Below are 20,163 nucleotides of genomic sequence, written 5' to 3'. Positions count from 1 at the left end.
GAACCAATGCATCACTTGCCTAGCGACTGTTCCCGAGCCCGTTCTATCTCCTGGCTGAGCACGCGCTTATTCTCGTCGGTATTGATCGAGCCAAGCCCGACGCCGTCTGCATTATCGACTGGAGCAGACATGCGGGCCTGTTTTTCCAGCTTGGGTAGACGCTTGGTCAGGTAGTAGCTGGGATGGTACGCGCTGACATCCTCCAGCGTGGCCGATCTGAGTTCCAGAAGTCGCTGTTCTCTGGCGCTTGCGGTAGACCCTTTGTATTCCCCGATGAAACGGTCTGCGACAATCAACTTCTTCGGGCTTTCAGGTTCTGTAACGATGCGCTCGCCCAGGCGATCCATGTTGGCGCCGTTGCTGCGGTAGGTCACCACGACCGGCTTTGCAGCGCTGGTCGTGATGACAATCATCGTGCTGAAAAACTGTCGTCCCGAGTAGTCGACCAGCGCAACAAGCTCCAACGTGCCGTCGTCATCAAGATCGATGAATTGCGCTTCTCCGACGGTTGCGGGGACGGTTTCGCCATCGGGATCGAGCCTGGCGATCAATGCTTCGGTCAATTTCGGCAAGTCGCGGGTTCCATTGAGTTCAGCCGATCGCGATGCTTGCCAAGTTACTGGGTCGCCGATATCCGAGCTCCATGCCGGAAACGAGGCCGCCGAAGCGGCGAGCAGTGCAAGTAGGAAACGATGGTTCATCATTGCAGTTCTGCCTTGTTGCATTGTCGCAGTCAGGTCAATTCAATTGTTTCGTGGACTGGCCATGTCGCGAGTACGGGTTGGCATGCCTGCTGCACTCACGGTGGTGGCTGGCGCGCGTTCAACGCTCTGGTGATGAATTTCAACTCGGTAAGTGATCTGTAACGCAGGTAAGGCGTCTGCCATAAGCCAGCATAGACATAAAAAAAGACCGGCGCATGCGCCGGTCTTGGTGTATCGCAAATGCGTCGTAAGCCTTAAGCCGACAGCTCCAGCAACAACTTGTTCAAGCGCTTCACATAGCCGGCCGGATCCTTGAGGCTATCGCCCGCCGCCAATGCGGCCTGGTCGAACAGCACCCGGCTCAGGTCGCCGAAGCGGTCCATGTCGGCTTCCGCATCCAGCTTTTCGATCAGCGGGTGGGCGGGGTTGAACTCGAACACCGGCTTGGTTTCCGGCACGGCCTGGCCGCTGGCTTCCAACAGCTGGCGCATCTGCAGGCCCAGGTCGCCCTGGCCGATGGCCAGGATTGCCGGGGAATCGGTCAGGCGGTGCGAGACGCGGACTTCGGCCACGTCGTCGCCCAGGGCGGCCTTGATCCGCGAGGCCAGGCCTTCCTTGGACTTGGCGACTTCTTCCTGCGCCTTCTTGTCTTCTTCCGAATCCAGCTTGCCCAAGTCCAGGTCGCCGCGTGCCACGTCCACAAACGACTTGCCGTCGAATTCGGTGAGATAGCTCATCAACCATTCGTCGATGCGGTCGGTGAGCAGCAACACTTCGATGCCCTTCTTGCGGAACACTTCCAGATGCGGGCTGTCCTTGATCTGCGCATAGCTTTCGCCGGTGAGGTAGTACAGCTTGTCCTGACCTTCGGCCAACCGACCGACGTAATCGGTCAGGCCCACGCTCTGCGCGCCGGTGGTGTCGTGCGTGGAAGAAAAGCGCAGCAGACCGGCGATCTTTTCGCGGTTTGCGTAATCTTCGGCCGGTCCTTCCTTCAACGCCTGGCCGAAGTTGCGCCAGAACGTGGCGTAGTCGTCCGGTTTGTCCTTGGCCAGCTTCTCCAGCATGTCCAGCGAGCGCTTGGTCAGTGCGGACTTCATCGAGTCCACCACCGGGCCCGATTGCAGGATTTCGCGCGAGACGTTGAGCGACAGGTCCGACGAATCCACCACGCCCTTGATGAAACGCAGGTACAGCGGCAGGAACTGCTCGGCCTGGTCCATGATGAAAACGCGCTGCACGTACAGCTTCAGGCCCTTGGCCGAATCGCGGTGATACAGGTCGAACGGGGCACGGCCTGGCACGAACAGCAGCGAGGTGTAGTCCAGCTTTCCTTCGACCTTGTTATGGCTCCACGCCAGCGGGTTGCCCGCGTCGTGCGCGACGTGCTTGTAGAACTCCTGATACTCCTCGTCCTTGATCTCGGACTTGGGGCGCGTCCACAGCGCGCTGGCGCGGTTCACCGATTCCCACTCCGGCTCGGCGGCCTTGTCGGCGTCTTCGCCGTAATGCTCCTTGCGCATTTCGATCGGCAGGCCGATGTGGTCGGAGTACTTCTTGAGGATGTTGCGCAGGGTCCAGCCGTCGGCGAAGGAGTCTTCGCCTTCCTTCAGCTGCAGCACGATGCGGGTGCCGCGCTCGGGCTTGTCGATGCTGGCGATTTCGAATTCGCCTTCGCCGCGCGAGGACCAATGCACGCCCTCGTTGGCGGGCAGGCCGGCGCGGCGCGAGTACACGTCCACCTGGTCGGCGACGATGAAGGCGCTGTAGAAACCGACGCCGAACTGGCCGATCAGGTTGGCGTCCTTCTTCTGGTCGCCGCTCAGGTGCTTGAGGAAGTCGGCGGTGCCGGACTTGGCGATGGTGCCCAGATGCGAGACCGCATCCTCGCGGCTCATGCCGATGCCGTTGTCGTCGATGGTGACGGTGCGCGCGTCCTTGTCGTAGTCGACGCGGATACGCAGCTCGCTGCCGCCTTCCAGCAGCTCGGGCTTGACCAAGGCTTCGAAGCGCAGCTTGTCGGCGGCGTCGGCAGCGTTGGAAACCAGCTCGCGCAGGAAGATTTCCTTGTTCGAGTACAACGAATGGATCATCAGCTGCAGCAGCTGCTTGACCTCGGTCTGGAAGCCCAGCGTCTGCTTGTCGGTGTCAACGGTCATTGGGGTCGTGCTCCATGGTGGTCCGGGCCGCACTGCGGCCGATGGCCTGGGGGATGAGGCCGTCGGCGGATTTTTTCAAGGCGTGCCCGCGCAAGATGTGGCGCGTGGGTGTCCGGTCAGGGCAGGGCGGGCATGTCGGCGGCAGCGGTATCATGGGCGGCCATCGCCTGCACTCCGAACCATGCTGCCACTCGTACCACCTGTACTCCCCCGTCGTCCGCCTGCCACAGGCGCGCTGCGATGAGCCGCCCGGCGCGGCCGGCGCCGCGTGGCGCGGAAGGGCAGGTGCGCATCGTGGGCGGGCGCTGGCGCAACACGCGGCTGGCGGTGCCCGACGCGCCGGGGCTGCGCCCCAGCAGCGACCGTGTGCGCGAAACTGTGTTCAACTGGTTGATGCCGCGCCTGCGCGGTGCGCGCGTGCTGGACCTGTTTGCCGGCTCCGGCGCGCTGGGGCTGGAATCGGTCTCGCGCGGGGCCGCGCATGCCACGTTGATCGAGCGCGACCCCGGCCTGGCGCAGCGGCTGCGCGAGCTGGTGACCAAGCTCGATGCGGCCGATCAGGTGCAGGTGCTGCAGGAGGACGCGCTGCGCTGGCTGGAGCGCGCGCCTGCGGCCCAGGCCGATATCGTGTTTGTCGACCCGCCGTTCGCCGCCGGCCTGTGGCCGAGCGTGCTCGAACGCCTGCCCGCGCATCTGGCCGCCGAGGCCTGGCTGTATCTGGAAGCGCCGGCCGACGCGGCGCTGCAGCTGCCGGCCGGCTGGCACCTGCACCGCGAGGGCGGCACCCGGCAGGTGCGCTATGCGCTGTATCGCCGGGCCGCTGCTACACTGAACGGCGATCCAGCCCCGGTAGTTTCCGTATGAGCGTGGCCAGCAGCCGCACCGCCGTCTATCCCGGTACCTTCGACCCGATCACCAACGGGCATATCGATCTGGTGAACCGCGCCGCGCCGTTGTTCGAGCGCGTGGTGGTGGGCGTGGCGTACAGCCCGTCCAAAGGCCCGGCCTTGCCGCTGGAAAAGCGCGTCGCGCTGGCGCAGGAAGCCCTGGCGGCGCACAAGAACGTGGAGGTGCGCGGCTTCGACACGCTGCTGGCGCACTTCGTGCGCGACATGAACGCCGGGGTGCTGCTGCGCGGCCTGCGTGCGGTGTCGGACTTCGAGTACGAATTCCAGATGGCCAGCATGAACCGCCATCTGATCCCGGAAGTGGAAACCCTGTTCCTCACCCCGGCCGAGCAATACAGCTTCATCTCGTCGTCGCTGGTGCGCGAAATCGCGCGGCTGGGCGGCGACGTCTCCGGCTTCGTGCCGGCCTCTGTGGTCGAAGCCTTGCGGCAGGTGCGCGAGTCCCGCGCGCAGGCCTGATCTCATCTGTCGTTCCATCACCACGCTTTTCAAAGGGAGGAGTTTCATGAAACACACCATGCGCGCTCTGGCGCTCGCTTCGATCGCCGCTCTGGCGGTCACCGCCTGCAAGAAGGAAGAGCCGGCGCCGACCGCCGCTGCCGCCCCGGCAGCGCTGAAGGCCCCGGCCAAGGACGACAACGCCGGCTGGAAGAAGTATCTGCAGGAAGTGGTCGGCCAGAACCTGGGCGCGACCACCAACAGCCCGTTCCTGTACTACTTGCCGCCGGAGTCCGATGCCGAGTTCGCCGGCAGCTACGAGCGTCAGCTGGAAAGCGTCAAGACCGCGCTGGCGCGTGGCGTGCAGCCGGGCAACATGCTGGCCTTCGGTTCGTCCGCATCCACCAAGATGGCCGACCTGATCGACGCCGCGTTCAAGGACGTGCAGCCGGATTCGATGAAGGGCGTGCGCGTGCTGTTCATCGGCGACGCCGCCGAGAATGCGCGCGTGCAGACCATCGTCCAGCCCAAGGGCGCGGAATACACCTTCGTTGAAGCCAAGTAATGCCGTACCAGGCCGGATGCGCGGGAGGGCGCAGCCGGCCGCCGTGTGCGGAGCCAGCAGCATGCTGACTTCGCACATCGCCGGAGCTGGCCGTGTCAGGCCGGTGTCCGACAGCGCCCACGGCGTTGTCCATTTGCTGATCATCTGCGCCGTGTGCGCCTGCCTGCAGCAGTACGTTGCGTTCCAGCGCCTGCAGTTGAATCGCGCTGCCTTGCATCGCATGGTGTTGTCGATATGTCGCTGAAAATCAACGAGCTCTGCGTCAACTGCGACGTCTGCGAACCGGCCTGCCCGAATCAGGCGATCTCGATGGGCGAGACCATCTACGTGATCGATCCGGCGCGTTGCACCGAGTGCGTGGGCCATTTCGACGAGGCGCAGTGCGTGGTGGTGTGCCCGGTCGAATGCATCGACCCGGATCCGGACATCCCGGAAACCCACGATCAATTGCTGGCCAAGCTCATGCAGCTGCAGCGCGATCATCCCGAACTGTACGAACAGGAGCCTCCCGTCCCGTGAGCACTTTGTCCCGACGTTTTTCGACACGCGGCCTGCTGTTGCTGGCCTTGGTGCTGGCGCCGCCGGCCTGGTCCGCCGACGGCGCCAAGCCGTCCGCCGGCGCAGCTGCGGCGGTCGCCGCGCATCCGCCCGGTGCGGCCGTGGCCAGCGGTCATGCCCTGGCCACCGATGCCGGCCTGCAGATCCTGCGCGAGGGCGGCAACGCGTTCGATGCGGCGATTGCGGTGTCGTCCACGCTGGCGGTGGTCGAGCCGATCAGCTCGGGGCTGGGCGGTGGCGGCTTCTTCCTGCTGCACGATGCCAAGACCGGCAAGGACGTGATGCTGGATGCGCGCGAATACGCGCCCGAATCGGCCACGCCGGAAAAATTCCTCAACAAGCAGGGCGAGCTCGACCGTGACCGCTCGGTCAACGGGCCGTGGTCGGCCGGTATTCCCGGGCTGCCCGCCGCGCTGGTGGAGCTGGCGGCCAAACACGGCCGGCTGCCGTTGAAGCAATCGCTGGCACCGTCGATCCGCATCGCCACCGAGGGCTTTCCGGTGTATGCGCGCATGGCCAAGGGCTACGCCTCGCGGCGCGAGGTGATGGAGCGCTATCCCGGCACGCGCGAGGTGTACTTGCGCGGCGGAAAACCGATTGCCGAAGGCGACCTCTTCAAGCAGCCCGAGCTGGCGCACACCTTGACGCTGCTCGGCGACAAGGGCTTCGATGGGTTCTACAAGGGCGAGACCGCCAAGAAGCTGATCGCCGGCGTCAAGCAGGCCGGTGGCCATTGGACCGCGGCGGAGCTGGCCGGTTATGCGGTCAAAGAGCGCGCGCCGATCCAGTTCAATTACCGCGGCTGGAAGATCACCACCGCGCCGCCGCCGTCGTCCGGCGGCATCGCGCTGGCTGCGATGCTGCAGATTCTGGAAGGCTGGGATCTGAGCAAGCTCGACGACGTGCATCGCACCCATCTGGTGGTGGAATCGATGCGCCGTGCCTACCGCGACCGCACGTTCTTCCTGGGCGACCCGGACTTTGTCGACGTGCCGCAGCGTGTGCTGACCAGCAAGGATTATGCGCAAGGCCTGCGTGCCACCATCAATCCGGAAAGGGCCACGCCCAGCGATCTGTTGTCGGGCAACCCCACGCCGCTGGAAGACGACGAGACCACCCACTTTTCCATCATCGATGGCGAAGGCAACCGCGTCGGCGCCACCCAGACCGTCAACCTGCTGTATGGCTCGGGCCTGATCCCCAAGGGCACCGGCGTGCTGCTCAACGACGAGATGGACGACTTTGCGCTCAAGCCGGGCACGCCGAATGCGTTCGGCGTGATGGGCTATGCCGCCAACGCGCCCAAGCCGGGCAAGCGCATGCTCAGCTCGATGACGCCCACCTTCATGGAATCGGCCGACAAGGCGGTCGTGCTGGGGACGCCGGGCGGCAGCCGCATCATCACCATGGTGCTGCTGGGCATCCTGGGTTACGACGCCGGGCTGGATGCGCAGGCGGTCAGCGCCTTGCCGCGCTATCACCATCAGTGGCTGCCGGACGTCATCGACGCCGAAACCGACGCGTTCTCGCCGCAGACCGCCAAGGGCCTGCAAGCGATGGGCCACGCGCTCAAGCTGCCGGGCGACACCGCCGAGGGCGGGCGCGGTTCCAGCCACGTGTGGGGCAACCTGCAGACCGTGGAATGGGACAAGCGCAGCAACGTGCTCAGCGGCGGCAGCGACCCGCGCAATCCGGTGGGCAAGGCAGAAGTGCAGTTGGCTGCACCGGCGCGATGAGTCCGTCCTGCCTGCTCCGTGCGCCGGAGCAGGCAAGCCGAAGCGGACGGCCGGACATGCCCTCTGCTGCGGTGGCGTCTTGTCAGCGGGGTCGGCTCGCGCGGCAGCGTTGCCAGCTGTTGCGCTGCGAAACGTCTCAGGCGCGTGCGTGCAAGGTGCTGGCCTGCGTTGGCGCGATGGCTTGCCCGTCGCGGCTTCGCCAGCATCAATGCGATTTGCCGCGGTGGCTTATGTCGATATTGGACTTGTCGCTGTGCGTCGATTTGGCGACCATCGTGGCATGACCATTTTCCAGACCTTGATTGCCGCCATGGTGATCGCATCGCCCATCGCCGCCTGTGCAGCCGATACCACCGGCACTGCCGGCACCGCAACGGCGACCGGCGCTGCCATCCACGTCAATCAGCTCGGCTATCTGCCCGGCTCAGCCAAGCTGGCGGTGGTCGGGTTGCCGCAGGGCGTGGCGCCGGGGGCGGACCGTTTCACGGTCGAAGATGCACAGGGCCGCAAGGTGCTGCAAGGCAGCTTGCTACCGCCAGCGCTGTGGTCGCCGGCTGGTCAGCAGGCGTGTGTGGCGGATTTCTCCAGCGTGCGTGCGCCGGGCACCTACCGGTTGAAGATCGACGGGCTGCCGGCCTCGGATGCATTTGTGATCGATGCGCGTGCGTATCAGCCGGTAGTCGATGCGTCGCTGAAGGCGTTCTACTACAACCGTGCCAGCACCGCGTTGCCGGCGCAGTTCGCCGGGCGTTACGCGCGTGCGGCCGGACATCCGGACACGCAGGTGCGCATCCATCCTTCCGCCGCGTCTGCCACGCGTCCGGCCGACAGCGTGATCAGCGCACCCAAGGGCTGGTACGACGCCGGCGATTACAACAAGTACATCGTCAATTCCGGCATCAGCACCTACACCTTGCTGGCGGCCTACGAGCACTACCCGGCGCTGTTCAACGCGCAGGCCCTGACCATCCCCAACGACGCGCCCGGCGTGCCCGGCATCCTTCAGGAAACCTGGTGGAACCTGGAATGGATGCTGGCCATGCAGGACCCGGCCGATGGCGGGGTGTACCACAAGCTCACCGACAAGCAGTTCGATGGACTGGTGATGCCGGCGCAGGCCGGGCAGCAGCGCTATGTGGTGATGAAGGCCACCGCGGCCACGCTGGATTTTGCGGCCGTGATGGCGGCCGCCAGCCGCGTCTATGCGCCGTTCGAAAAACAATATCCCGGGGTGTCGGCACGCATGTTGAAGGCCGCGCGCGCTGCCTGGAGCTGGGCGCAGCAACATCCGGACGTGATCTATCGCCAGCCCGACGACGTGCGCACCGGCGGTTATGACGATGCGCAGGTCGACGACGAGTTCGCGTGGGCGGCAGCGGAGCTGTATGTCACCACCGGCGAGGATGCTTTCTACGACGCGATGCTGGCGCGCAACGTGCCGGCCAGCGTACCTGGCTGGAGCAATGTGGGCGGGCTGGCGTGGATGTCGCTGGCCGCGCATCGCGACACGCTGACCGCGCATGCGGACCGTGTGCGCATCACGCGCGAGATCACCGGTCTGGCGCAGCAGTTGACCGACCAGTGGCAGGCGTCTCCGTGGCGCCTGGCCATGGCCGACAAGGATTTCGTATGGGGCAGCAATGCGTCCGTACTCAACCGCGCGATGATGCTGCTGCAGGGCTATCGGCTGACCCGGCAACAGGCGACGCTGGATGCCGCGCAATCGCACCTGGATTACATCCTGGGCCGCAATCCGCTGGGGCTATCGTTCGTCACCGGCGTGGGCCAGCGCACGCCGATGCATATCCATCATCGCCCATCGGAGGCCGACGGCATCGAGGCGCCGGTGCCGGGTTGGCTGGCCGGCGGCCCGCAACCGGGACAGCAGGACGCCAAGGACTGCAAGATGCCGTATCCGTCCAGATTGCCGGCGCTGTCGTACCTGGACGACACCTGCAGTTACGCGAGCAATGAAGTCGCCATCAACTGGAATGCGCCGCTGGTATATGTGAGTGCGGCAATCGAGGCGTTGACACCCTGAGGCAGGCTTCAGCGCGTCGACGCGGTTTTTCCTGCTCCCGTCGGGAGACGGTGGCGCATAGCGCCGGGTGAGGGTACGGCGTGTGCACGAACACTGACACACCGTCCCCTCACCCCAATGCCTCTCCTGTAGGAAAGGGGCTTGAAGCCGCCGATTCATCTGATCGGCGCGGTTGCAGCGCGGTCGGATAGTGCAGCGCGCATCGGCCTTGATCTGGACGCTTGGGGCGCTCATCTCAGCTGGGAAACTCACTTCAGCTGGAAAGCTCACTCCACCCGCGTACCAAAAATCCGGTCGCCGGCATCGCCCAGCCCGGGCAGGATGTAGCCCTTTTCGTTGAGATGATCGTCGATTGCGGCGGTATACACCTCCACGTCCGGATGCACCGCTTCCAGCGCTTTCAGGCCTTCCGGTGCGGCGACCAGGAAGATGCCCTTGATGCGCCGCGCACCGGCACGCTTGAGCATGTCGATGGTGGCGATCAACGTGCCGCCGGTGGCCAGCATCGGGTCCAGGATCAGTGCGTCGCGCTCTTCCAGGCGCCCGGTGAGGCGTTCGAAGTAGGGCACCGGCTGCAGGGTTTCTTCGTCGCGCTGCAGGCCGACCACACTCACGCGTGCGGCCGGAATCAGCGCCAGCACGCCGGGCAGCATGCCCAAGCCGGCACGCAGGATCGGCACCAGGGTGATCTTGGCACCGGCGATGCGCTGCACGTCGACCGGGCCGGCCCAGCCTTGTTGCACGTGCGATTCGGTGTCCAGATTGGCGGTGGCCTCGTAAGCCAGTAGCGTGCCCAGTTCGGTGACCAATTCGCGAAATCCCTTGGTGCTCAAGGCGGCATCGCGCAGCAGGCCGATTTTGTGCTGGACGAGAGGGTGGCGGACTTCGACGATTTTCATGGGCAGCGACAGGCGGGAGAGACGCACAGTGTGCCGCAGCCATGCGTTGCGCTGCCACACGTCCGGTGTGATCGCGCTTGCATATGTCATGTCGTTGAAACGTCGCAGACATAGTGTGCACACCCATTCTTAACCGATTGGGGAAGCACTCGTGTCCAACAAGACTCCGCTCTGCCTGGCGATCACGCTGACGCTGGCATCGGCCGGCTGGGGCCCGCGGGCACATGCGGCAGAGGCGGCGGCCGCATCCGGCGCGGCCAGCGGTGCGGCGGCCATTGATCTGGAACGTCTGGAGGTGCGCCCGCAGCTGGAAGCGCAGGAGCGCGCAGTCGATCTCAAGCGTGCGTCCGATGCCATCCAGGATGCCGTGGCCTCCGATGCGATGGGGCGTTACCCCGACAAGAATGTTGCAGAATCCTTGCAGCGCCTGCCCGGTGTCAGCGTCACCCGCGATCAGGGCGAGGGGCGTTTTGTGGTGATCCGCGGCCTGGATTCGTCGCTCAACAGCGTGACCATCGACGGCATGAGCATGGGCACGCCGGAAGACGGCACCCGCTCGGCGCCGCTGGACGTGATTCCGTCCGATTCCACCGAGCGCTTGAAGGTGGTGAAGTCGCCCACACCGGACATGCCGGGCGATTCGATCGGCGGCGCCATCCAGGTGGAATCCACCTCTGCGTTCGATCGAGACGGGCGCACCCTGCGCGGTTCGATCGAAGGCAGCCACCAGTCGCTGTCGGGCAAGACCAGCCCCAAGGGCGCGTTCAACTACAGCGACATCTACAACGGCACCTTCGGTGTGGCGGTGGGTGTGAACTATCAGGACCGCGAGTTCGAATCGGACAACACCGAAGTGGCGTACGACCGCTTCGACGGTGGCGCTGCCGACGACCTGTTCGCCGGCGAAGTACAGCGCCGCAAGTACTTCATCGAGCGCACCCGCATGGGCGCCAACCTCAATCTGGACTGGCGCCCGGACGCCGACAACCGCTACTACCTGCGCTCGCTGTACAGCCGTTTCGACGATGCCGAAACACGCCAGCGCACCATCTTCGGCCTGGGCGACGGTGAGGTCGGCGCCAACGGCGATGGCACCTACAACGTGGCCGATCTGCCGGCCGACAGCATCTCCAAGCGGGTGCGCTACCGCACCAAGAAGGAAGACAACACGGCGATCAGCTTTGGCGGCGAAAATCGCCTGAGCAGCGCCACCGTCGATTACAAGGTGGGCTACACCAAGACCACCGAGCGGGTGAACGATGAGATGGAAGCGCGCTTCAACTACGACGGCGACGACCTGTCGGCCAGCGTGGATCAGCGCAGCGGCATCCCGCGGTTGGGCTTCTCGGACAACCGATGGCAGAGCAACCAGGATTTCGTGTTCGACCGCTTCGTGCTGGCGCCCAAGACGGTGGATGATAGCGAGCACAGCGCGCAGGTCAATGTGCGTTTCGATGGCGAACATTCCAGCCTGAAGATGGGCGTGCTCGGTCGCTGGCGCGAACGCGATGTGGACGTCGACGAACAGGAGCTGCGGCGTGGTCCTGCGATCGATCTGAGCAGCTGGACCACCGCCGCACCGGAGCACCGCGGCGGTACGCTGGGCGAAAGCATCGGCTCGGACGGCATGCGCCGCTACTGGCGCGCGTCGGGCGGGTTGTACAGCGCACGGCCGCAGGATGTGGGCGGCAACCAGCAGGTCTCGCTGCAGGACGACTACACCGCAACCGAAGACGTGTTCGCCACCTATGCGATGGGCACCTGGGATATCGGTGCATTGCGCATGATTGCCGGCGTCCGCGTGGAGAACACCCAGTTCAACGCCACCGGCAACCAGGTCGACGTTGCCGAAAACGGCCGTACTGCGACGGTCACGCCGCGCGAGGCGTCCAGCAGCTACACCAACGTGCTGCCGGGCCTGCACCTGCGTTACGATAGCGGCAACGACTGGGTGTTGCGGTTTGCAGCCAACAAGACCTTGTCGCGCCCGTCGTTCGGCGATGTGTCGCCACGCGTGAGCATCAACCGCGGCGATGAGGAAGTGAGCATCGGCAACCCGGATCTCAACCCGTATCGCTCCACCAATCTGGATCTGTCGTTCGAAAAATACATCGGCAGCACCGGCCTGGTGTCGCTGGGCGTGTTCAACAAGTCGATCGACGATTACATCGTGCAGACCATCAGCACCACCGATGTCGAGTTCCCCGGTTTGCAGGTGACGCGCTCGATCAATGGCGACACCGCCAAGGTGCGCGGCGCCGAGTTCAATTGGCAGCAGACGCTGGACTTCCTGCCCGAAGGCTGGAATGGCTTGCTGGTCGGTGCCAGCGCCACCGCGCTGGACAGCGACTTCGACCCGGGCCTGAGCGATCGCGCCGGCGACGACTTCATGCTGCCGCGCTCGTCCAAGCGCATCTACAGCGGCCATCTGGGCTATGAAAAATACGGCTTCAGTGCGCGCGTGGCTGCGGTGTATCGCAGCGAGTACCTGGACACCATCGGCCAGAGCCGTGCGTACGATATCTATGTCGCCCCGCACACCCAGCTGGATGTCAGCATGAGTTATCAGTTCAACAGCCACATCAGCCTGTACCTGGAAGCGCAGAACCTGCTGGATGAGCCATTGGAGCTGTACCAGGGCGTGCCCTCGCGCACGCTGCAGAACGAAGAGTACGGCCGCACCTATGCGCTGGGCCTGAAGGTGGCGCTGTGATGCGGGCTGGCGGGCTGCTGCACTCCACAGTGTTTGCGAGCGCGTTGCTGCTGGCCGGGTGTGCGACCAAGCCTGTCGACCGCGAAGCCGACGAAGCGCTGCTCACCGACCCCACGCTGAGCGACGCGAAGGTTGCGCACGAAGTGGTGCCGGAAGCCTTCATCACCGCGCTGACGCCGTCCGACAATCTGGATTCGCCGGCCAGCTGGATCGCGCCCGATGGCAGCCGCTGGGTGATCGCCACGGCCAAGGCCACGCATGCGCTGGTGGTGTTCGACGGCGACAGCGGCAAGCGGCTGCGCGTGGTCGGCGGCAAGGGCAAGGCATTGGGCAAGCTGGACCGGCCCAACGGGATTTCGGTGGTCGACGATCTGGTCTTCGTGGTCGAGCGCGACAACCGCCGCGTGCAGGTGTTTTCGCTGCCGGATTTCAAACCGCTGACCGCGTTCGGCCAGGAAGACCTGCGCGAGCCTTACGGGCTATGGGTGCGCAAGCATGACGGCGGCTACGAGGTGGTGGTCAGCGACAACTACATGTCGCCGGCCAACAAGGATCAGCCGCCGCCGCTGGCCGAACTGGGCCAGCGTTTTCGTCGTTATCAGTTGAATGCGGCAGGGCAGGGCTGGCAGGCGCGGCTGACGCAGAGTTTTGGCGACACCACCGCCGCTGGCGCGGTGCGCATCGCCGAATCGGTGTTTGGCGATGAGGCCAATGCGCGGCTGCTGATTGCCGAAGAAGACGTGGCGGTGGGCACGCAGTTGCGCGAGTACGGCATGGACGGGCGCTACCGCGGGCGCGATGTCGGCGCCGGGCTGTTCAAGGCGCAGGCCGAGGGCTTGACCTTGCTGCAGTGCGCCGATGGCAGCGGCTACTGGATCGCCACCGATCAGTTCAAGGATCGCAGCGTGTTCCAGGTGTTCGATCGCAACACGCTGGCGCATGTGGGCGCCTTCGCCGGCCGCGTCACCGCCAATACCGATGGCGTGTGGCTGGATCAGCGTGGCGATGCGCGCTTCCCTGGCGGCGTGTTCTACGCGCTGCACGACGACCAGGCCGTGGCCGCTTTCGATTGGCGCGACATCGCAAGCACCCTGCGGTTGAAGGACTGCGCGCCATGAGCGTGGCGCGTGCAGCGTGTTATGCAGCGCTCCTGTCGATCGCACTGGCGGGTACCCAGGCGCTGGCTGGCGAGCGGGCGGCCGAGCCGAATACGCAGGTGCCGGCCGGTTCCACCCATTACGTGGCCGATGGCTTTCCGGACCGGATCGTCGCCACACCCGCACAGGACGCGGCGACCGGTTTCGCGGTGGCCTGGCGCACCGATGCCAGCGTCGATCAGCCGTGGCTGGAACTGGTGATTGCCGGCGATTCGCCCGACGTCGGTACGCCACGGCGCATCCGCGCCAGCACCGCCACGCTGAGCAGCGAAAACGGCAGCTCGCATCACCATCGTGCCGATATCGACGGCTTGCAGCCCGACACCTTGTACGCCTACCGCGTGCAGGGGCACGACACCTGGGGCGCATGGAACCACTTCCGCACCGCGGCCACGCCGCAGACACCGCTGACGCTGCTGTACTTCGGCGATACCCAGAACAAGAATCTCAGCCTGGTCTCGCGGGTGATCCGCCAGGCCTGGCGCTCGGCGCCGGACGCGCGTCTGGCGCTGTTTGCCGGCGATCTGGTCAGCGGCAAGGACGGCCAGGACGACAACGAATGGGCGGAATGGTTCGAAGCCGGGCGCTGGTTGCTGGAAGGCACCGCGGTGGCGCCGGCACCGGGCAATCACGAGTACCACGAAGAGGGCGAAGACACCCCGCAGGCCACCCGCACGCTTGGCAGCCACTGGCCGGTAACCTTCGCCCTGCCGCGTAACGGGCCCTCGGCCACGGCGCGCACCAGTTACTGGTTCGACTATCAGGGCGTGCGCATCGCCGTGCTCGATGGCACCTCGGTACTGGACCTGGGCACCGGGCCGGCGCAGGCGCAATGGCTGGACACGGTGCTGGCCGACAACCCGCACCCGTGGTCGATCGTGCTGATCCATCAGCCGTTCTTTTCGCCGCGCGCCGATCGCGAGAACGAAAAGCTGGTCGAACAGGTGCTGCCGGTGATCCGCCGGCACAAGGTGGATCTGGTGCTGCAAGGGCACGACCACACCTATGGCCGGCGCGGCGACCAGGCCGGGCAGGCCACGCCGGTGTTCGTGGTATCGGTCGCCGGGCCCAAGCAATACCGGCTTTCGGACATGGCCCGCAAGACCATGCGCCCGGTGGGTGAAGACACCCAGCTGTATCAGGTGCTGCGCATCGACGGCCAGCATCTGGTCTACGAATCGCGCACCGCCACCGGCCGCCTGTATGACGCCTTCGAGCTGCGGCGCGACGCGCACGGCGACAAACGACTGATCGAGCACCCGCAAGGGCGTATCGCACCACGCGATTGCCCGCGCGATGCCACGCTCAAGGGCCGTGCGGATCGTTGCTGGGAGTGAGCCGGGCAGGGCGCGGGAATGGGGGCAGCCAGCGATTGCGCACTCTCGAAGATGGCGGCGCTGCCCCGATGATGTGCAAGGCGCGAACCTTGCACAGGTACGCCTTGTGCTGCGATCTGACGGTTATCGCCGGGTCCCGATCACGCAAAGATGACAAAGCGGCGAAAGGTTGAATCGGCATCCGCCAAGATTTATGCGTCGTTGCAAAACTTCGCATCGCCATAGATTTTATGGATGGGGAGTGCGCTGCATGATCAGATACTGTGGATTACATCACGTCGATAGTGAGACTACGGTTGCTGCGGCCAAGTCGCCAGCCGAGTGACCCGCTCCAACGCGGTGCTGCGGTGACGGCTCTGGCTCCCCCAGCCCACCGAGTCGCCCCCCATGATTCCCCAACTCATTCACCTGACCGCACCCACTAAGCAGCTGCTGTGGGAGGAGCGCAGGGTTTGCGATCGCCTGCAGCGGTTGTTGCCCGGATGGACCTGTCACCTCTGGGACGATGCCGATAACTCGGAATTGATGCGACGTGCGTTTCCGCAGTTTGCGCAGCGCTACGAGCGCATCCGTTTTGGCGTGATGAAAGCCGACATCGCGCGCTGTGCATACATGCATGCGCATGGCGGTTTCTACTTCGACACCGACTACAAGCTACTGCGCCCGCTAGGTGCCGACGTGCTGTCGCAGCGATGCGTGCTGCCCATCGAGGAGGGCACGCCCGGCAACGACGACTTCAAGATCGGTAATGCCGTGTTCGGCTCCGAAGCGGGGCATCCGTTCTGGCGCGCGTTCATCGAGCACATCTTCAACGTGCATGCACCGGAGGCGCTGGAAGACCACCGCGAGATTCCGATGATCTCCGGCCCGCGCGGGCTCACTCGCTTCTACAACGCGCATGGCGGACAGTTCGCCGGCATCGTGTTCCCGCCGCGCAATGCCTTCCATCCAGATCGCACCTGGTTCGGGCTTGGCCATCGTGGCGGCCAGATCGCAGTCGGCTCGCACTTGTGCTGGGCATCGTGGCGCGGCAAATCGCCACACCGCGCAGTGAGCAATTACCTGCGCCGCAAGTTGAGTGCGGTGCCGATCTGATTGGTGCTTGTCCGTTGTGGCACGGCGACCGACGTGGGCGCATGCGGTGCAGGACGAGGGTGTTCAGCCAATCCAACAAGCATGTTGCTGGCGATTCATGCAAGCGAACGCTTGCACGCCGGTTTGGCTTCGCAGTGCGCCTTGTACTTATGCTGCAAGGCGCGGCGATCCAGATGAGATGCGCCTGGCCACGGCATGGCATCTGTCTGCATGCGGACGATGCCTTGCGCGACGCCCGCCGGTGCGGCTCAGGGTGTCAACCCAGACAGCACCGCGCGGGTGGCGCTCCAATACCCAAGCGGGCGCCGCGTCGGCGGCACCTGCGCGGCCGATGTACCGCCCGGCACGGATCAGGCCGCCTCGGCCTGCATCTGGCGCGGGCCTTCCTTCAAGGCGCGTGCGATCAGACCGACCAGCAGATCCAGCTCTTCTTCGTCCATCGCAAAGTGCGGCGTGAAGCGCAGCGAGTTCTCGCCGCCGTGGATCACGTTGACGCCGCGATGGCGCAGCCACTCCTCGGTGGAGCCGGCTCCGTAGCACTTGAACTGCGGCGCCAGTTCGCAGGAAAACAGCAGCCCGGTGCCTTGCACCTTGGTGATCAGGCCGCCCAGTTCCGCCTGCAGCGCCTGCAGCTTGGCAATCGCCTGCGCGCCGCGGGTGCGGATGTTGTCGCGCACTGCAGGCGTGAACAACGCCAGCGTGGCGCAGGCGACATCGAGCGCGCGCGGGTTGGTGGTCATGGTGTTGCCGTAGGTGCCCTTGCGGTACACCTGCGCGGCGTGCTCGGTGACGGCCAGCACCGACAACGGGTACTGGGCTGCGTTGAGCGCCTTGGAATAGGTCTCCAGATCCGGCGGGTCCAGCTGCTCGAAACCGGGGTAGTCCACCACCGACAGCACACCGTGCGCGCGCAACCCAGCCTGGATGGAATCCACCAGCAGCAGGCTGCCGTGCGAGCGGGTGAGCGCCCGTGCGGCGGCGTAGAACTCAGCCGGCAGGGCACGCCCCGGGTCGCCTTCGCCCATCACCGGCTCCAGGAACACCGCTTCGATAAACCAATGGTTATGCGCGGCCTCTTCGAAGGCGCGCTCCAGGGCGGCCACGTCATAGGGCGCGATCGCGATCACCGACGCTTCGTCGCGGTAGCTGGCCAGATACTTGGTGTAGGTCTTGCGGCTGGAGTCCGAATACAGCCCCGGTCGGTCGGTGCGGCCATGGAAGCTGCCCTTGACCACCAGGCGCTTGATGGTGGCCCCGGCGTGCCGCGCGCCCGGGTCGGTGTGCAGCTTGGCATTGGTATCGACGATGCGCGCAGCCAGGCCCACCGCTTCGGAGCCGGAGTTGAGGCACATGAAACGTGCGAACGGGCAGCCGCCGCGGCTGTGGCCGATCTCGGCGCGCAGGGCACGGTCCAGCCGGCGCTGCGCCAGGCTGGGCGTCATCACATTCGCCATCACCTGCGGGCGTGCCATCGCCTCCAGCACCGCTGCGGGGGTGTGGCCGAAGCCGAGCATGCCGTAGCCACCGGCGTCGTAGAGCACCGCGCCCTTGAGCGTGACCACCCACGGCCCGCGTGCGGCCAGCGCCACGTAGGGCGTCACCGCATCGTCGGCGTAGAAGTTGATGAAGCCATCCTGCACCGCGGCGATCTGGGCGTCTTCGTCCAGGTCGAGCAGGTCGGCGGCGTCTTCGCGCACCTGCGCGTATTCGGCGGAAGCGGCGTCGATGGCGTGGGCCAGGTCCGGGTGATTGGCGGCCAGACGCACGATGGCGGCATCGTCCAGGCCATCGGTCAGGCGGCGGCCGGCGTGGGCACGCAGCGGGGCGAGCGGGGCGAGGACGGACATGGCGCATCTCCTGCAGGTGACGTTGTCCTTCCTATTATCGGCAGACGATCGGCGTTTGGCAGCGTGAATCTGGGCACGATGTGCGGTATTTTCGTCGATTCGCCGAACCGGATGCGCATTGTGAAGATCACCCCGTCCGATGAACGCCTGTTGTCGCTGCTGCGCGAGGACGCGCGAGCGTCCACTGCCCAGATCGCACGCCGGCTCGGGCTGTCGCGCACCACGGTGCAAAGCCGCATCGAAAAGCTCGAACGCGATGGCGTGATCAGCGGCTACACCGTGCGCACCCACGACGACTACGAACATGGCCGCATCCGCGCCCACATCCTGATCACCGTGCTGCCCAAGAAGATGCCTGCGGTGGTCAAGGCCTTGCGCGACATCGCCGAGGTGCGCCTGCTGCATTCGGTCAGCGGCGCCTACGACCTGATCGCGCTGGGTGTGGTCGGCGGCGTCAACGAGATGGACGTGCTCACCGACGCGATCGGCGCGATCGACGGGGTGGAGCGCACCACGACCTCGATCATTTTGTCGACGAAGTTCGAGCGGTGAGGGGGGCCGGGATTCGGCATTGGGGATTGGGGATTCGTCAAAGCGGGCTGGCTTGGTTTCTACACGTTCCGGGCTGCGGATCCTGCTCTTGCCAATCCCGAATCCCGAATCCCGAATCCCGAATCCCGAATCCCGAATCCCGGCCACTAGGCCAAGTCTGTCGACGAAGTTTGCGCAGTGAGGAGACCGGGAATCGGCATTGGGCATCGGGGATTCGTCAAAGCAGGCCGGCTCCTGTCCTACACGTTACGGCCTACGGATCCTGCTCTTACGAATCCCGAATCCCGAATCCCCAATCCACCGCAGTTACACTACCCGGCTCCTTAGCCATCTAATCCCGCGGCCTTGAAGAAGTCCGATTTCAACTATGCGTTGCCCGACGAGCTGATCGCCCAGGCGCCGCTGGCCGAGCGTGCGGCCAGCCGCTTGCTGGTCGTTCCGCCGTCGCCGCAGGCATTCGCCGACCGCCAGGTCCGCGATCTGCCCGAACTGTTGCAGCCGGGCGATCTGTTGATCTTCAACGACACCCGCGTCATCCCGGCGCGGCTGTTCGGGCAGAAGGCCAGCGGTGGGCGGGTGGAAATCCTGATCGAGCGCCTGCTGGGTGAACGCGAGGCGCGGGTGCAGATCGGCGCCAGCAAGTCGCCCAAGGCCGGCAGCCTGATCGCGCTCGATGCCGGCGGCCAGGCCGAGGTGCTGGGGCGCGACGGCGAGTTCTATCTGCTGCGCTTCCAGATCCCGCTGCCGCTGGAGCAGTGGCTGCCCGAGGCCGGCCGCCTGCCGCTGCCGCCGTACATCCGGCGCGAGCCGGGGGGGGAAGACCGCGAGCGCTATCAGACGGTGTTTGCGCGCCAGGTCGGTGCGGTGGCCGCGCCGACCGCCGGCCTGCATTTCGACGAGCAGCTGCTGGCGCGCCTGCGCGAGCGCGGTGTCGAGTTCGGCCACGTCACGCTGCATGTCGGTGCCGGCACGTTTCAGCCGGTACGCGTGGATGCGCTCGACCAGCACGTGATGCACAAGGAGTGCCTCAATGTCGGTGCCGCGCTGGTCGAGCAGGTGCGCCGCACGCGTGCCCGCGGCGGCCGCGTCATCGCGGTGGGCACCACGGTGGTGCGCTCGCTGGAAAGCGCCTGGCGCACCACCGACGCCGCGCCCGAGGGCGAGTTGCTGCCGTTCGCCGGCGAAACCCAGATCTTCATCCTGCCCGGCTACCGCATCCGCAGTGTCGATGCGATGGTCACCAACTTCCATCTGCCCGAAAGCACGCTGCTGATGATGGTCTCGGCCTTCGCCGGACGCGAGCGCATTTTCGAGGCCTACCAGCACGCCATCGCGCAGCGCTATCGCTTCTTTTCGTACGGCGATGCGATGCTGTTGTGGGGCAGGGATTGGGGAGTGGGGATTGGGGATTCGTAACAGCACTCCGCTCGCCGCCTTTTCGCTTTTGCCAATCC

At 65.5% G+C, this 20,163-nt stretch carries 17 protein-coding genes; 13 read left to right on the top strand and 4 right to left on the bottom strand.

Going from position 1 to position 20,163, the window contains the following annotated elements:
• Positions 1 to 11: 11 nt before the first annotated feature.
• Both VZ068_RS12640 and htpG read right to left on the bottom strand, forming a co-directional pair.
• Positions 12 to 704: a hypothetical protein gene (locus tag VZ068_RS12640; RefSeq protein WP_349655502.1), complete on the bottom strand. Its 693-nt coding sequence runs from the start codon at positions 702 to 704 to the stop codon at positions 12 to 14.
• Between the two features lie 254 nt (positions 705 to 958).
• The gene (gene htpG, locus VZ068_RS12635) at positions 959 to 2,863 is read right to left on the bottom strand and encodes a molecular chaperone HtpG (protein ID WP_349655501.1); all 1,905 of its coding nucleotides are present in this window, start codon (positions 2,861 to 2,863) and stop codon (positions 959 to 961) included.
• A 240-nt stretch (positions 2,864 to 3,103) separates the two neighbouring features.
• On the opposite strand from htpG, the gene rsmD reads away from it, so the two are divergent.
• The 7 genes from rsmD (at position 3,104) to VZ068_RS12600 (ending at position 9,109) form a co-directional block, all read left to right on the top strand.
• Positions 3,104 to 3,727 carry a 16S rRNA (guanine(966)-N(2))-methyltransferase RsmD gene (gene rsmD / locus VZ068_RS12630; protein ID WP_259160859.1) on the top strand — a complete coding sequence of 208 codons (624 nt, stop codon included), beginning with the start codon at positions 3,104 to 3,106 and terminating at the stop codon, positions 3,725 to 3,727.
• Positions 3,724 to 4,230 (top strand): pantetheine-phosphate adenylyltransferase, encoded by a 507-nt coding sequence (coaD, locus tag VZ068_RS12625; protein ID WP_259150798.1) that lies wholly within the window; start codon positions 3,724 to 3,726, stop codon positions 4,228 to 4,230. Before rsmD ends, coaD begins: the two co-directional genes overlap by 4 nt.
• 46 nt (positions 4,231 to 4,276) lie before the next feature.
• Positions 4,277 to 4,774 (top strand): hypothetical protein, encoded by a 498-nt coding sequence (locus VZ068_RS12620; protein ID WP_055851674.1) that lies wholly within the window; start codon positions 4,277 to 4,279, stop codon positions 4,772 to 4,774.
• A gap of 61 nt (positions 4,775 to 4,835) precedes the next feature.
• The gene (locus VZ068_RS12615) at positions 4,836 to 5,018 is read left to right on the top strand and encodes a hypothetical protein (RefSeq protein WP_349655500.1); all 183 of its coding nucleotides are present in this window, start codon (positions 4,836 to 4,838) and stop codon (positions 5,016 to 5,018) included.
• Positions 5,009 to 5,293 (top strand): YfhL family 4Fe-4S dicluster ferredoxin, encoded by a 285-nt coding sequence (locus VZ068_RS12610; RefSeq protein ID WP_104612443.1) that lies wholly within the window; start codon positions 5,009 to 5,011, stop codon positions 5,291 to 5,293. The genes VZ068_RS12615 and VZ068_RS12610 overlap by 10 nt, the downstream gene beginning before the upstream one ends.
• A complete protein-coding gene (gene ggt, locus VZ068_RS12605) occupies positions 5,290 to 7,068 on the top strand; it encodes a gamma-glutamyltransferase (RefSeq protein ID WP_349655499.1) in 1,779 nt (592 codons plus the stop codon). Before VZ068_RS12610 ends, ggt begins: the two co-directional genes overlap by 4 nt.
• A gap of 280 nt (positions 7,069 to 7,348) precedes the next feature.
• Positions 7,349 to 9,109: a glycoside hydrolase family 9 protein gene (locus tag VZ068_RS12600; protein ID WP_349655498.1), complete on the top strand. Its 1,761-nt coding sequence runs from the start codon at positions 7,349 to 7,351 to the stop codon at positions 9,107 to 9,109.
• Between the two features lie 266 nt (positions 9,110 to 9,375).
• Here the strand turns inward: VZ068_RS12600 and upp are convergent, their stop codons facing one another.
• Positions 9,376 to 10,008: a uracil phosphoribosyltransferase gene (gene upp, locus VZ068_RS12595; protein WP_055852279.1), complete on the bottom strand. Its 633-nt coding sequence runs from the start codon at positions 10,006 to 10,008 to the stop codon at positions 9,376 to 9,378.
• A 151-nt stretch (positions 10,009 to 10,159) separates the two neighbouring features.
• Between upp and VZ068_RS12590 the strand changes: the two genes are divergently transcribed.
• The 4 genes from VZ068_RS12590 to VZ068_RS12575 all read left to right on the top strand — a co-directional run bounded on the left by VZ068_RS12590 (position 10,160) and on the right by VZ068_RS12575 (position 16,310).
• Positions 10,160 to 12,721 carry a TonB-dependent receptor gene (locus VZ068_RS12590; RefSeq protein WP_349655497.1) on the top strand — a complete coding sequence of 854 codons (2,562 nt, stop codon included), beginning with the start codon at positions 10,160 to 10,162 and terminating at the stop codon, positions 12,719 to 12,721.
• Positions 12,721 to 13,839, top strand: coding sequence for a phytase (locus VZ068_RS12585; RefSeq protein ID WP_349655496.1), 1,119 nt, complete (start codon positions 12,721 to 12,723; stop codon positions 13,837 to 13,839). Before VZ068_RS12590 ends, VZ068_RS12585 begins: the two co-directional genes overlap by 1 nt.
• Positions 13,836 to 15,215 carry a metallophosphoesterase family protein gene (locus VZ068_RS12580; RefSeq protein WP_349655495.1) on the top strand — a complete coding sequence of 460 codons (1,380 nt, stop codon included), beginning with the start codon at positions 13,836 to 13,838 and terminating at the stop codon, positions 15,213 to 15,215. Before VZ068_RS12585 ends, VZ068_RS12580 begins: the two co-directional genes overlap by 4 nt.
• A 387-nt stretch (positions 15,216 to 15,602) precedes the next feature.
• Entirely contained in the window at positions 15,603 to 16,310 is a 708-nt protein-coding gene (locus tag VZ068_RS12575) for a glycosyltransferase (protein WP_259150787.1), read from the top strand.
• A 350-nt stretch (positions 16,311 to 16,660) separates the two neighbouring features.
• Here the strand turns inward: VZ068_RS12575 and VZ068_RS12570 are convergent, their stop codons facing one another.
• On the bottom strand, positions 16,661 to 18,157 hold the full coding sequence (locus VZ068_RS12570; protein ID WP_259150785.1) for an aminotransferase class III-fold pyridoxal phosphate-dependent enzyme: 1,497 nt from the start codon (positions 18,155 to 18,157) through the stop codon (positions 16,661 to 16,663).
• Between the two features lie 120 nt (positions 18,158 to 18,277).
• Between VZ068_RS12570 and VZ068_RS12565 the strand changes: the two genes are divergently transcribed.
• On the top strand, positions 18,278 to 18,709 hold the full coding sequence (locus VZ068_RS12565; RefSeq protein ID WP_259150784.1) for an Lrp/AsnC family transcriptional regulator: 432 nt from the start codon (positions 18,278 to 18,280) through the stop codon (positions 18,707 to 18,709).
• Positions 18,710 to 19,054: 345 nt separating this feature from the next.
• Positions 19,055 to 20,125: a tRNA preQ1(34) S-adenosylmethionine ribosyltransferase-isomerase QueA gene (gene queA / locus VZ068_RS12560; RefSeq protein ID WP_349655494.1), complete on the top strand. Its 1,071-nt coding sequence runs from the start codon at positions 19,055 to 19,057 to the stop codon at positions 20,123 to 20,125.
• Positions 20,126 to 20,163 lie beyond the last annotated feature (38 nt).

Source organism: Xanthomonas sp. 10-10 (assembly GCF_040182365.1).
Classification (GTDB): domain Bacteria; phylum Pseudomonadota; class Gammaproteobacteria; order Xanthomonadales; family Xanthomonadaceae; genus Xanthomonas; species Xanthomonas arboricola_F.
Note: the sequence above shows the minus strand (reverse complement) of the source record. Positions and strands in the feature narration are given on the sequence as shown.

Bases quoted from the DNA above. Each gene is read 5' to 3' on its own strand.
- VZ068_RS12640 (WP_349655502.1), bottom strand. From the start codon at position 704: ATGATGAACCATCGTTTCCTACTTGCACTGCTCGCCGCTTCGGCGGCC.
- htpG (WP_349655501.1), bottom strand. From the start codon at position 2,863: ATGACCGTTGACACCGACAAGCAGACGCTGGGCTTCCAGACCGAGGTC.
- rsmD (WP_259160859.1), top strand. From the start codon at position 3,104: ATGAGCCGCCCGGCGCGGCCGGCGCCGCGTGGCGCGGAAGGGCAGGTG.
- coaD (WP_259150798.1), top strand. From the start codon at position 3,724: ATGAGCGTGGCCAGCAGCCGCACCGCCGTCTATCCCGGTACCTTCGAC.
- VZ068_RS12620 (WP_055851674.1), top strand. From the start codon at position 4,277: ATGAAACACACCATGCGCGCTCTGGCGCTCGCTTCGATCGCCGCTCTG.
- VZ068_RS12615 (WP_349655500.1), top strand. From the start codon at position 4,836: ATGCTGACTTCGCACATCGCCGGAGCTGGCCGTGTCAGGCCGGTGTCC.
- VZ068_RS12610 (WP_104612443.1), top strand. From the start codon at position 5,009: ATGTCGCTGAAAATCAACGAGCTCTGCGTCAACTGCGACGTCTGCGAA.
- VZ068_RS12600 (WP_349655498.1), top strand. From the start codon at position 7,349: ATGACCATTTTCCAGACCTTGATTGCCGCCATGGTGATCGCATCGCCC.
- upp (WP_055852279.1), bottom strand. From the start codon at position 10,008: ATGAAAATCGTCGAAGTCCGCCACCCTCTCGTCCAGCACAAAATCGGC.
- VZ068_RS12585 (WP_349655496.1), top strand. From the start codon at position 12,721: ATGCGGGCTGGCGGGCTGCTGCACTCCACAGTGTTTGCGAGCGCGTTG.
- VZ068_RS12580 (WP_349655495.1), top strand. From the start codon at position 13,836: ATGAGCGTGGCGCGTGCAGCGTGTTATGCAGCGCTCCTGTCGATCGCA.
- VZ068_RS12575 (WP_259150787.1), top strand. From the start codon at position 15,603: ATGATTCCCCAACTCATTCACCTGACCGCACCCACTAAGCAGCTGCTG.
- VZ068_RS12570 (WP_259150785.1), bottom strand. From the start codon at position 18,157: ATGTCCGTCCTCGCCCCGCTCGCCCCGCTGCGTGCCCACGCCGGCCGC.